We start from the raw sequence: 12,733 nt of genomic DNA, 5'->3' as shown, positions 1-12,733 counted from the left end.
GGCCCATTCATTTCGGCACCATTTCCGGAATGTTTACGGCCGTTATTTCCGCCAGCTTTGTGAGCTGATACAACAGGATGTGCGCCGGCCGCTCGCCGTCCACGGTTAATGAGATTTCCAGATGATCCGACGGACTCAGCGTTTGCACCGTCATGGCCGTTACGGTAAATCCCCGGTGCCGGGTGACCCGCAGCAACCGCTCCAGTGCGGCGGGTTGGTTTTGCGCTACGATATGGAATATATGTTTCATCATGCGGACTCCAGCATTTCATCATTGGGCGCGCCCGGTGGAACCAGGGGCCATACATTTTCTTCGTGATCGATTTTAACTTGCAAGAGATAAGCCGTTTTTGCTTCCAGCAGGTCCTTGATGGCGGCCGCAACCTCCGATTTTTTCGTGATGCAGCGGCCCGGTATATCGAAGACCTCGGCCAGCCGGACAAAATCCGGATTGTCCCACAAAATGGTTTCGCTGTATCGTTTTTCGAAAAACATCTGCTGCCACTGCTTGACCATGCCGAGTCGCTGATTGTCCATCAGAACGATCTTAACCGGCAGGCGATACCGCCGCAACGTGGCCAGCTCCTGCACATTCATCATAAAGGAGCCGTCCCCGGCCACATTGATGACGCAGGTTCCCGGCTTGGCGATCTGAGCGCCGATGGCCGCCGGAAGACCGAATCCCATGGTGCCGAGTCCGCCGCTGCTCAGGTGTTTTTCCGGCCGGTCAAAGCGCATGTGCTGCGCCACCCACATTTGATGCTGGCCCACATCACACGACACGATACTCTCGGCGGGTTTCGCATCTGAAAGCTGCTTTAAAAACAGCGGCGCGGAAATCGTTTCCCCGGCCATATCATACCGCCATGCAAAGGTCTCCCTGAGCCGGCGGCATTCCTCTTGCCAGGGAGCGATATCTACATCGCATGCCAGCATCGGCAGCACTTCGCATAAATCTCCCAGAATGCCCACGTCCGCGGACCGGATTTTATTGATTTCCGCCGCATCCACGTCCAGATGAATGACCTTGGCTTTCGAGGCGAAGGTATCCAGCTTTCCGGTAACCCGGTCGTCAAACCGGGCGCCCACGCACAGCAGCAGGTCACATTGTTGCACGGCTTTATTGGCCGCAGGATTTCCGTGCATGCCGACCATCCCCAAAAAATTGGGATCATTCGGTGGAATGGTGCCGATCCCCTTGAGGGTCGTCACACTCGGAATTTGCGTTTGGGCGCTTAAGCGACGAAGCTCCGTGATGGCGCAGGCCATGCCGACCCCGCCGCCCACGTAAAGGACGGGGCGCCTCGCGCTGCGCAGCAGAGCGGCCGCCTGTGCCACCAGGGCCGGGTTCACCGGGCTGGGCGGCTGCGTGAAGAAAAGCGGTGGCGTGAACTCGGCCGGCGCCAGCTGAATATCTCTCGGAATATCGATCAGCACCGGGCCGGGCCGGTCCGATGCGGCAATTCGAAAGGCTTCCCGAAAGGTGTCGCTGATTTCCGATACATCCCGAATCAAGAAACTGTGTTTGGTGATGCTTAACGACATGCCCAACACATCGATTTCCTGAAATGCATCCGTTCCAATGAGGGGAGAGGCCACCTGGCCGGTAATGGCCACCAGGGGCACGGAATCCAGCAGGGCATCGGCAATGCCGGTAACGATGTTGGTGGCGCCCGGTCCGGAAGTGCAGATGCAAACAGCGGTTTTGCCGCTGGCCCGGGCATAGCCGACGGCGGCAAAGGCGGCCCCTTGCTCATGGCGGGGAAGAATATTTCGAATACCGCTATCATAGAGGGCATCATACATGGGCATAATGGCGCCCCCCGGAAAGCCGAACACCGTATCGACCCCTTGTTCTTTTAATAGTTGAATGACCAAATCAACGCCGCGCATCATTAATGCCCCCCCTGCTTGCCCATAATGTCAAAAAAAAACCCCCCTGCCTTGCGGCGCGGGGGGTAAGTGGTTAAAAAAGACCTGCGTTAGCCGAACATCTGCGCCCCCCGCTGCGATTGAATAATCGCGACGAGGATAATAATCACTCCGATAATCGGTAATGCCCGGAAATTCATCCTGTGACCCAATCAATTAGTCTGATTCGAATTCAGATACCCGAAATGAATTGTTTTTGTCAACCCTAAAAAAACCTTGATGGTAATGCCGCCCAAAACAACATGGCTTGCAAAAAGGTCGAGACCGGCAATGCCGCACGAATGAGGCCTGTTTTATTCGCGCTCACGATATCGGGCGCCTGATTCATTGCGTTCAGGCACATATTGTACTAAAAGAAAACGTGGCCATGATCATGGTTTCGGCCACGCCAGGGTATTTTTTCCAGACCGGCAGGAACTCGCTATCGCTCAAACAGCTTGCCGCTCTTCCAAAAACACCCTGGCGCGGCCTACATACCGTGGGAAATTGGCCGAAACCGTTAAGGGCAAACCGATATGATTCTATAAAAACGAGGCACCCATGAGCAAAAATCGTTCTATGGCTAACGCGGTTGCACTGTTGCTTGTCCTTTTGACAACGCTGTCGGTCCGGCCGGATGCGAAAGCGGAATTATTCGACGGTCAGACTATTTATGTGCCCGCTTATTCACATATTTATAGCGGCAATCGCGAAAGGCCTTTCTTGCTGACGGTGACGTTAAGCATCAGAAACATCGATCCAAATTACGCCATCACCCTCACCCGAGTGGATTATTATGAAACGCAGGGAAAACGATTGAAAACGTTTGTAGATAACGCGATACATCTCAGCCCGTTAGAATCCTTGCGCTATGTCATACCGGAAAAAGACAAGACCGGAGGATCGGGCGCCAATTTCATTGTGGAATGGAAATCCGACAAACCGGTCAATGCCCCAATCATAGAAACAATCATGATCGGCGCACAATCTCAGCAAGGCGTTTCTTTTACTTCCCGCGGTCAAGAAATCGTTCCGTCAAAAAAATAAAGGGGAACGGAAGTTGTATCATAAGGCTTCAACAGGAAAAAATTAGTGGGCATTGCAACCGACATCATCCTGCTGATCGTTGCTGCGTTTTTTTGCGGACTGGTGTTAAAACGACTCGGTCAGCCCTTAATTATCGGCTACATCGTGGCAGGGGTGGTTTTGGGGCCGCATACCGGCGGCCTTACGATCTCAAACATTCACGAGATTGAGCTTCTATCCGAGATCGGCATTGCGCTTCTCTTGTTCGCACTCGGACTCGAGTTTTCCCTGAAAGACCTCAAACCGGTGAAGCAGGTGGCCCTGATAGGAACCCCCATTCAGCTGGTTTCGACCATGGGACTCGGCCTTGGCATTGGACAATGGATGGGATGGGACTGGAAATCGTCATTATGGTTGGGGGCACTTATCTCTCTTTCCAGTACCATGGTCATCCTCAAAACACTCATGAGCCAGGGATGGTTGGGCACCCTTTCGAGCAAGGTGATGATCGGAATGCTTATCGTGCAGGATTTGGCGGTGGTTCCGATGATGATCATCCTCCCTCAACTCAACAATCCCGCAGTGGGGATGCCGGTTCTCGGTTTTGCGGCACTAAAAGCGGCCGCCTTTATCTTCGGAATGATTTTGCTTGGAACCCGGTTGCTGCCGCGGCTGTTGGCCCATATCGCCAAAATCGGTTCAAGGGAGCTTTTCTTGCTCGCGATCACGGCGATCGGGCTGGGTGTCGGCTATCTGACGCATATGGTGGGGCTCTCTTTTGCTTTTGGCGCTTTTGTCGCCGGCATGGTTCTGAGCGAGTCGGACTATGGACACCAGGCCTTGAGTGATATTATTCCGCTTCGCGACCTTTTTGGATTGTTGTTTTTTACTTCGGTTGGCATGCTGTTGAATCCGATGTTTCTTTTCGATCATTTTCGACAAGTTCTTCTGTTGGTGCTTGCGGTGGGAATCGGAAAAGGCCTTATTTTTGCGGTTGTCGTTCGAATTTTCAGATATAAAAATGTAATTCCGTGGGCTGTCGGACTTGGCCTGTTTCAAATTGGGGAGTTCTCTTTCGTTTTGGCAAGAGTGGGGGTTTCCACCCACTCCATTGAGAGCGAACTGTACACGTTGATACTGACTTCCGCCATTTTTACGATGGTGCTAACACCCTTTATTTCAGGTCAAACAGCACGAATCTATGCGTTTAAAAAACGATGGCTTCCCCGGGAAGCACTCGAATCTTTCAACATGCCCGATTCGGGCCTTGCCGGTCATGTCGTGATCGCCGGCGGTGGGCGCATCGGGTTTCAAATCGCACAGGTCTTTAAGCGCTTAAGTTTGAAATTTGTGATCATCGAGCTGGATCACCCACGCTTCGAACAAGCCAAAAAGGCCGGCATGGCGACCGTTTACGGGGACGCCGGCCAGGAAACGGTTCTGGAAGCGGCCGAAATCAAAAAGGCTTCCCTTTTGATTTTGACCGTTCCCGGACTTGTCACCGCAAGATCGATCGTAGAGCACGCCAAGCGACTGAATCACCGAATCGAAATCGTGGCAAGAACTTCCGGGGCAGATTACACTAACTTATTGAAGGAGTTAGGCGTGTTCGAAGTGGTGTTTCCGGAATTTGAAGCCAGCCTCGAAATGGCTCGTCAGGCGCTTTTGCGGCTCAATGTCACGGCGACAGAAATACAGCGACATACCGATACCGTGCGGCAGGAATTTCATGCCCATTTATTCAGCCGGAATAACGACTATCGCGTACTCTCTCAACTCCGAGGCGCTGAACAACAATTCGATTTGCAGTGGGTCCGGTTAGCCCCGGAAAGCCCCATGGCACACCAGTCGATAGGTAGGAGCGAAATACGCAAAAAAACAGGGGCTTCGGTGGTCGGTGTGGCCCGAGAAGAGCAACTCAAGCCCAACCCGGATGCCGATTTTGTGTTAATGCCCAATGATCTCATCGCCATTATCGGGAACGAAACCAATCGAGAGGCATTTTGTCTCATGGCATCACCCGCCCATTGTCATGACTGTTGCAAAAAGTAGGACGGGTCGGTTATGTTCTATTAGGGCGCCAACATCCATTTTAAAAGCAGTTTCAGCCACTTTTCAATTTTGAAGGGGAGGCCATGCATGTTAAAACCATATGAAAAAATTCTTTGCCCGATTGACTTTGAGCCGAATTCAGCCATGGCGCTCAAACGAGCGGCCATGATGGTGCAACGCCACGGTGGAACCTTGACGGTCGCCCATATTATCAGCAATCCTCTTTCGGAGATATACCGCGAGAGAATACTCGAGGCATGGGGAACCCAGGAAGATATAGAAAGAGCATGCATGGAAAAACCCTTCTCAGGCTTTTCCACGGTGGTTCTGGATGTAGCCAAAGTAATGATTAAGGCGTTTGTCCGCGAACACATCGGGGATATTTCCTATGAGATGTTTATCGCGCTTGATGAGCATACCTATCGGGCTATAAATGACTATGCGGAAGAAAAAGGGATTGATCTGATTGTCATGGCCACTCACGGCCGCACGGGACCCAAACGGCTTTATTTCGGCAGTGTCGCCGAAAATATTGTCCGCCGGTCCCCCTGTTCGGTTTTAATTGTGCGGTCGTAATCCGTGGCTGCCCGAAATCGATAGTCGTATTTTGGAATCGACTATTCTTCTGCTCGATTCCGATCCCCGCGATCAAAACAAGTTGTTCACGGTCAGCGCCCGGTGAGGGGTTTTTGCCGGCCGGCGAAATAGAACAAACCAGCACCCAGAAAAAAGAGAATCAAAATGGAACTGAGGCTCCATCTGGCCGCCATGCGGGAGACGGCTAAGAGCTGAGTTTCAGAGGGTGCATCTGGCATCAGTAAATACCTGGCCAAAAGACCCGCGCCGCCCACAAGGGCCGGGCCGATGATGGCGGCAAATTTGCCGAGCATGTTATAAAAGCCGAAATACTGAGCGGATTTTTCTATGGGAATCATACGGGCATAATAGGAGCGGCTTAAGGCCTGAATGCCGCCCTGCGCCAGACCGACCAGTGCGGCAAGAATGTAAAAATCAACCCGATGCTTCATAAATACGCCCCAAAGCGTAATCACCATATACATCCCGATAACAAGAAAGATGGCCTTTCGCTCTCCCCATCCGGCGCCGAGGCGGCCAAAGGCCAGGGCCGCCGGAAACCCGATAAATTGCACCAGCAGCAGCGCCAAAATCAGATCCGAAGCCCCGAACCCGAGAGACAACCCATAGTCCACCGCCATTTTCACAATGGTATCCACGCCGTCGATATAACACCAATAGGCCAGCAAAAAGAGCCATATGGGTTTAAGTTGCCGTATTTCCCTGAAAGTTTTGGCCAATTGGCGAAACCCTTCAAAAACCATTCGGCGGGTTGAGGCGGCATCGGCATGGCGCACTTCCGGTACCCAGCAAAGGGTAAATACCGTAAATCCACCCCACCACAAGGCCACGCTGACAAAGGAAAGCCGGACCGCTATGATCGTGCTTGAAAGTCCGAACCACGACGGATGTTGCGTTATCACCACATTCAGTAAAAACAACAGCCCGCCGCCTATATATCCCAACGCATAGCCCAGACTGGACACCCGAGCCCAATCCTTTTCTTCGGCAATCCGGGGCAGCAGTGAATCATAAAATACGTTCGCGCCGGAAAACCCGACACTGCCGATCGCATACACCACCACAGCCCACTGCCATTGCCCCTTTTGTATCATGGCCAGCGCAGCGGTCATCAAAACACCTAAATAAGCAAACGCGATGAGAAACTTTTTGCGCGCTCCGCCTTCATCTGCCGCTGCCCCCAAAACCGGCGCCAGAAACGCTACCAGAAGACCGGCCAGGGCATTGCCGAGTCCAAGGCGCGCCGTGCTTAAATTTACGTCCACGCCGGCGCTCCAGAATTGTTTGAAAAAAAGGGGGAAAAAACCGGCCATCACGGTGGTGGCAAACGCGGAATTCGCCCAATCGTATATGGCCCACCCATAGATGGCCTTCTTATTTGAAAGCATGCGGTTTCCTTATCGGCATTGACAAAGCCGCCTGTATCATGGTTTTTAAATCCGTATGGAACCGGACATTCGCGCTCAGCACCAGATCGAACCGGAGGATGTACTGCGGCTGAATTTCATTCGCAGCCCCAACCGGTTTGTGTTTCGCAGGCACTATCGCCAGGGCCTTCGGTCTCATGTGATGGAAATCCTGGACCCACAAGATGTGCAATCGGAAAACACGGGAATCCTGCGTGACGGCCACCTGTGGTTTCCGCGGGCCATTCCGTTAAAGGTGCTGAGAATCTTCAGGGCCAGATTCTCAAGTTTGACGGAGGCCCTTGAGGATATTGAACGGTTCAAGCGCATCCAGACCTATTTAACCGCCGAATACATAGCTGTTTCCGAAGAGTTTGTCGCGGATTACAGCGTTGGCGGCACACACCGGGTCATTCTATGCGGTCTGCAGACCTTTGTCGATGGCCAAATAGTGGACCCCTGGGCGTTGGCCGAAAACGAGCTGGCGAACGCCGCCTCGCAGACCTTTCGGGCAAAACCCCATGGTCTTTCGCCCAAAGACTGGGTTCGGCAGGTTCGGCAACACGCTGCCCGGTTTGTCGACGGCCTTCGACGCATGATTTTAGAGACTCGACTGATTCCGGATCTGGCCGGGATCGGAAATCTGCTGCTCACACCGGCGGGCGCCCTGGTTCTGGTCGATATCAACAATGTCTGCCGGGTATGTTTCCAAGCGACGCCTGCGTTGGATGAAAAAGGATATCCCACCTGCGATAAATCCATTGAGGCGCTCAGCCGGATTGAAACCTTCCTGTTAAACGCCCCCGTGTCGGCATCGGACCCCATTTACGGCTATTTTCTGACCCCGGAACGAATAGCCGCAGTCAACGACATGCATCGCGCCTTTTACCACGCCATTTAAAACAGCGCGCTCGCTTAGCGCCGGGTTGCCGATACCTTTTCCAGGTGCTGCTTGGCCAGCATTAACCCGCAGATGGTCTTGGCATCGACAACCTTTCCGGAAAGAACCATGTCAACCGCTTCGGCCAGCGGGATTTGGTGCACCTCCAGCAACTCATCCCGGTCCAGATCCTGTTTTTCGAGGCTAAGATCACTGGCAAGATACAGGTGAATCCGTTCATTTGAATATCCCGGCACGGGCACGATCCGGCCGATCGGCAGCCAGGTTTGCGCGGAAAACCCGGTTTCCTCGATCAGCTCGCGTTTCGCGCAAACCAGCGGAGCCTCCTTTGGATCAAGCGTGCCCGCGGGGATCTCCCAGATATAATCGCCCACGGCGTGGCGGTACTGGCGAATCCATACCAGGGTTTTTTCATCCGCCATGGGCACGATGGCCGCGGCCCCCGGATGCCGAAGAATGTCAATATCGGTAGTGACGCCGTTGGCCAGGGTGATATTTTCCGAGAACATCTCGAACACCCTGCCTTTGTGCAGGCGTTTGCTGCTGTTGACTGTTGCCGTCATATCATTTCCTTTGGGTGTATTCTTTTCGGTGCTGCTGAATGAGTAATATCGCTTCAGTAATTCAGCCGCCGGAATGTAGTGGCGGTATTTCCGGTATGAAGCGCCGCCGTTCGAATTTTGTACCCCACTTTATTTGCCGTTGTAAAGATGATCCTGGTTTTTCCCTGAAAGGACCTGGTCATTCAGATTCAGGCGTCAAAATCAAGCGGCAACACACAAACACATTGCCTTCGTTCCAACAATGTAATCATCTTGAATTAGATATAAAAATGCTATAGCTATAGATGGCGCGTGCCTTTGACAACAGCATGGCATCTCCCTATACTGAAAGCAGAAAAAACCGTTATCGAGGCGTTTATCCTCATCCGCTCTGGAGGATCAATGGGTCGAAATCAGCGTTTGCGGCAATGAATATACCTTGCTTCGAAAATACGGGTCTACCTTTCCAGCCGTAATTTACAGCAATCAGACGATGTATGAAGGACGATTCGTTGGGATCACGGGAGGTTTGTCAATACGGCCGAAGGCAAACAAGAGCAGCTTCAGATAGGGGTGTAATTACAATTCCTGAAAACATTATGGGATACAATCCCCAATCCGGCGTCCAGTATCCGCCGTGGTAAGCCATGACTCGGAAAGAATTTTATGACCATGATAGAAAAAGAAAAACAAGACATGCTCAGGGCGGTATTTGATGCGATGCCCTCACTGGTTTTTGTGGTCGATCGGGACGTGAGGATTCAAGAATACAATGCAGCGGCGTCCGAACTTTTAGGGGCTGAGAGGAAGGCCGTCATTAAACAGCGTGCCGGCGAAATTCTGCATTGTTTACATTCGCATGAAACACCGGAGGGGTGCGGTAGAGCGCCATTCTGTAAAAAATGTATGGTCAGGAATTCCGTCTCCGAATCTTTCCGGGGAAATCGGATTATTCGCTGTCGTACAAGGATGGAACTCACCCGGGACGGGAACAAAATCGAGATTTATGCACTGATCTCCGCTTCTCCCTTTTCCTTTCAGAGCAGGTCCCTTGTCCTGCTTGTGATTGAGGATATCAGCGAGATAGCCGAATTGCGGCGCATCATCCCCATCTGTTCCATTTGCAGGAAAATTCGAGACGATAAAGCATCCTGGACGCTGGTAGAGGCCTATTTCAAGAATAATTGGGATGTTGATTTCTCTCATGGTCTTTGCCCGGACTGCTATAAAATCGAGATGGACAAGCTGGAATCCTATTAAGAGCGGTCAAACGTGTGCTGACCTTTGAAAGGGCGTAACGGTGACGATCGAGGTCGATTATTTTGCGGAAGAGTTTGATCCGCGCTTCAGGATTTTTCATGATCTGATGCAAAAAAAGGTCGCGGATATTCTGCTGGTTTCAACCCCGTATGATGCCTGGATCATGGATGAAGACTGCCGGTTGTATGAGCGCATCATTCATGAATACGAGGGCTTAAACCTCAGCCATCCGCCGCGGCTTCACTGGGTGGGCTCCGGCGAGGAGGCCCTTGGCGAAATCGATCAAAAAAAGTTCGACATGGTGATCACCATGCCCCGGGTCTGGGGCATGGACTCCTTTTCTTTGGGTCAGCGGATCAAGGAAAAAGACCCGGAAATTCCCGTGATCATCATGACCCATCGAATTCCGCCGGCCCGGGAGTGCGCACCGGACGGCATGCTGCCGGCCGGGATTGATAGAATCTTTGCCTGGTCCGGCAATACGGATATTCTGGTGGCGCTGATCAAAAGTGCTGAAGATCGACTGAACGCGGCCCATGACACCCGGGCGGCCGGGATTCGCGTGATTCTTTTCGTGGAGGACAGCCCGTACTACATCACGTCCCTGCTACCGATGCTATACAAGGAACTGGTCACTCAGACCCAGGCGGTTCTTGAAGAGGGCTTGAATGAAGAGCACCGGTTGCTGACAATGCGGGCGCGCCCGAAAATCCTTGTGGCGGGCAGTTATGAGGAGGCCGTGAGTCTCTATGAGCAATTTGAGCCCTATGTGCTGGGCGTTATCTCGGATGTGCGGTTTTCCAGAAATTGTGAAAGAGATGATGCAGCCGGGGTAACCTTTCTCAAGCGCATCAAGCAGGAGCGCTTTGATATTCCCCTGTTGCTCACCAGCTCGGATCCGGAAAATGCGTCCAAGGCTAAATCCATTCCGGCTGTTTTTGTCGATAAAAACTCACCTTCCCTGCATGAGGAGGTGCGCTCGTTTTTCCTGGATCATCTTGGCTTCGGGGAATTTGTTTTCAGATGGCCGGACGGCCGGGAGCTCGCGCGCGCCGGCAATTTGCGGGCGCTTGAAGCGGGTATTAGAACCATTCCGTCGGAGTCCTTTTATCATCATTGCAATCATAATGATTTTTCCAGATGGCTTTTTGCCCGGACCGAAATCATGTTGGCCAGCAAGCTGCGGCCCATCACGCACGCCGATTTTTCCTTTGATTTGGAAAACCATCGCCATTATGTCCTGTCCATTATCCGGGCCCGGCGCAAACAGCGGCAAAAGGGAGTAGTGGCTGATTTCGAGGCGGACGATTTTGATCCGGATACGGATTTTTTCAAAATCGGAAAGGGCTCTCTGGGCGGAAAGGCCCGGGGCTTGGCCTTTGTTTCCAAGCTGTTGCACAGCAGCAGCGCCTTATACGAAAAATATTCGGCCGCGGATATTCTGGTGCCCCAGACACTCGTTATCACCACCGATGCCTTTGATTCGTTTGTGGAAACAAACAAGTTAAAACGCCTTTCCAACGAAACGCTTCCGGATGAAATCGTGGCCGAGCGGTTCATGGCGGGACGATTTCCCGAATGGATCAAACAGGACTTAAGGGCATATCTGGGCCAGATTACGTACCCGTTGGCGATTCGCTCTTCAAGCCTGTTGGAGGACGCCCACGCCTTTGCCTATGCCGGGCTTTATCGCACCTATATGATTTCCAACGATCATCCGATACTGGAGATCCGTCTGGCGCATCTGATTACGGCCATCAAGCTGGTGTTCGCCTCCACCTATTTTCAAGGGCCCAAAGCGTTTTCAAGGCGAGTGGGGCACCGAACCGAAGAAGAAAAAATGGCGGTCATTGTTCAGCGGATGGAAGGGGATCATTATGGCGGCTATTTTTACCCCGCCATTTCGGGTGTCGCGCAATCCCATAACTTTTATCCCTTTTCGCCGGCAAAAGCGGAAGACGGCATTGCCGCCATTGCCCTGGGACTGGGAAAAAGCGTGATGGAAGGGGAAAAAGTGCTTCGCTTCTCCCCGAGATTTCCAAAGCATCTTCCCCAGCACGCCCGGGTGGAAGATGTGCTGGAAAACGCGCAACAGCATTTTTACGCCCTAAAACTGGACGGAATTCCGCATTCGCTGACCCATAACGATGAAAAAAGTCTGGTCAGGCGCAAAATTGCGGATGCGGCCGACGAGTTGCCGATGCGCCTGCTGGCCGGCACCTATGCGCCCGAGGAAAACCGAATCAAGGAGACCACCCAAATTCCCGGAGCACGCGTGCTGACCTTTTCACAGGTGCTTAAATATAATTTGATACCCTTGCCGGGCTTGTTGAACGATATTTTGAAATTGGGCGAAGAGGGCATGGGGTGCCCGGTGGAAATCGAATTTTCAGTCAACCTCTCTCATGATTCGGACAGAAAGCCGAGTTTTGCGGTGCTGCAAATGCGGCCGATGTCGGCCGGCGCCGAGTTTTCAGCGCTCAGCCTGTCGGCCGAAGAGAGACAACGCGCCTTTTGTTATTCCAAAAATGCGCTCGGTCACGCCAAAAAAGAGGCCGTTACGGACATTGTTTTCGTTAAACCCGAGGTGTTCAGTCCCACGCGGACTCTGGACATCGCCAAAGAAATCGGTTATCTGAACAATCTGTTGACAACAGAAAACAAGAAATACCTGCTGATCGGTCCGGGCCGGTGGGGTTCTGCGGATCGTTGGCTCGGCATACCGGTGAAATGGACAGACATCTTCGGCGTGCAGGCCATCATAGAGGCAAGTCATCCGCAGATGCGGGCAGATCCCTCTCAAGGGTCTCATTTTTTTCATAATATCACGACCCTGGGCATCCCCTATATCACGATTTCCGACAATCAAACCGATGTCTTGGACTGGTCCCGACTGACCACACCATCGGTGCATCGGGACTTGTTATTTGTCACGCATGTTCATCCTGCCAGGCCGCTCACCCTGAAGGTGGATGCCCGGAGAAACGAGTGTGCTGTTTTCCATGAGATGTGACCTGATTCACTATATGCCGGTAATG

11 protein-coding genes are annotated in these 12,733 nt (G+C 52.5%); 7 read left to right on the top strand and 4 right to left on the bottom strand.

Annotated elements, in window-relative coordinates; genetic code table 11:
- Positions 1-7: 7 nt before the first annotated feature.
- Together ilvM and ilvG are read right to left on the bottom strand one after the other, a co-directional pair.
- Entirely contained in the window at positions 8-253 is a 246-nt protein-coding gene (gene ilvM, locus RBT11_03045; GenBank protein MDX9785729.1) for an acetolactate synthase 2 small subunit, read from the bottom strand.
- The gene (gene ilvG / locus RBT11_03040) at positions 250-1,893 is read right to left on the bottom strand and encodes an acetolactate synthase 2 catalytic subunit (GenBank protein ID MDX9785728.1); all 1,644 of its coding nucleotides are present in this window, start codon (positions 1,891-1,893) and stop codon (positions 250-252) included. The genes ilvM and ilvG overlap by 4 nt, the downstream gene beginning before the upstream one ends.
- 579 nt (positions 1,894-2,472) lie before the next feature.
- On the opposite strand from ilvG, the gene RBT11_03035 reads away from it, so the two are divergent.
- The 3 genes from RBT11_03035 to RBT11_03025 all read left to right on the top strand — a co-directional run bounded on the left by RBT11_03035 (position 2,473) and on the right by RBT11_03025 (position 5,565).
- Positions 2,473-2,958 carry a DUF3124 domain-containing protein gene (locus RBT11_03035; GenBank protein MDX9785727.1) on the top strand — a complete coding sequence of 162 codons (486 nt, stop codon included), beginning with the start codon at positions 2,473-2,475 and terminating at the stop codon, positions 2,956-2,958.
- 45 nt (positions 2,959-3,003) lie between these two features.
- A complete protein-coding gene (locus tag RBT11_03030) occupies positions 3,004-4,989 on the top strand; it encodes a cation:proton antiporter (GenBank protein MDX9785726.1) in 1,986 nt (661 codons plus the stop codon).
- An 87-nt stretch (positions 4,990-5,076) separates the two neighbouring features.
- Positions 5,077-5,565: a universal stress protein gene (locus RBT11_03025; GenBank protein ID MDX9785725.1), complete on the top strand. Its 489-nt coding sequence runs from the start codon at positions 5,077-5,079 to the stop codon at positions 5,563-5,565.
- A gap of 92 nt (positions 5,566-5,657) precedes the next feature.
- Here RBT11_03025 and RBT11_03020 read toward each other — a convergent pair whose 3' ends face one another.
- On the bottom strand, positions 5,658-6,974 hold the full coding sequence (locus tag RBT11_03020; protein MDX9785724.1) for an MFS transporter: 1,317 nt from the start codon (positions 6,972-6,974) through the stop codon (positions 5,658-5,660).
- A 55-nt stretch (positions 6,975-7,029) separates the two neighbouring features.
- Between RBT11_03020 and RBT11_03015 the strand changes: the two genes are divergently transcribed.
- Positions 7,030-7,893: a hypothetical protein gene (locus RBT11_03015; protein ID MDX9785723.1), complete on the top strand. Its 864-nt coding sequence runs from the start codon at positions 7,030-7,032 to the stop codon at positions 7,891-7,893.
- A 14-nt stretch (positions 7,894-7,907) separates the two neighbouring features.
- Here RBT11_03015 and RBT11_03010 read toward each other — a convergent pair whose 3' ends face one another.
- Positions 7,908-8,456, bottom strand: coding sequence for an NUDIX hydrolase (locus tag RBT11_03010; protein MDX9785722.1), 549 nt, complete (start codon positions 8,454-8,456; stop codon positions 7,908-7,910).
- Positions 8,457-8,494: 38 nt separating this feature from the next.
- On the opposite strand from RBT11_03010, the gene RBT11_03005 reads away from it, so the two are divergent.
- From RBT11_03005 to RBT11_02995, 3 genes are all read left to right on the top strand, one after another.
- Positions 8,495-8,734: a hypothetical protein gene (locus RBT11_03005; protein MDX9785721.1), complete on the top strand. Its 240-nt coding sequence runs from the start codon at positions 8,495-8,497 to the stop codon at positions 8,732-8,734.
- A gap of 367 nt (positions 8,735-9,101) precedes the next feature.
- Complete coding sequence (locus RBT11_03000) at positions 9,102-9,695, top strand: PAS domain S-box protein (GenBank protein ID MDX9785720.1); 594 nt, start codon at positions 9,102-9,104, stop codon at positions 9,693-9,695.
- Between the two features lie 40 nt (positions 9,696-9,735).
- Positions 9,736-12,708, top strand: coding sequence for a PEP/pyruvate-binding domain-containing protein (locus tag RBT11_02995; GenBank protein ID MDX9785719.1), 2,973 nt, complete (start codon positions 9,736-9,738; stop codon positions 12,706-12,708).
- Positions 12,709-12,733: the final 25 nt, after the last annotated feature.

Source organism: Desulfobacterales bacterium (genome assembly GCA_034003325.1).
GTDB lineage: Bacteria > Desulfobacterota > Desulfobacteria > Desulfobacterales > JAFDDL01 > JAVEYW01.
Note: the sequence above shows the minus strand (reverse complement) of the source record. Positions and strands in the feature narration are given on the sequence as shown.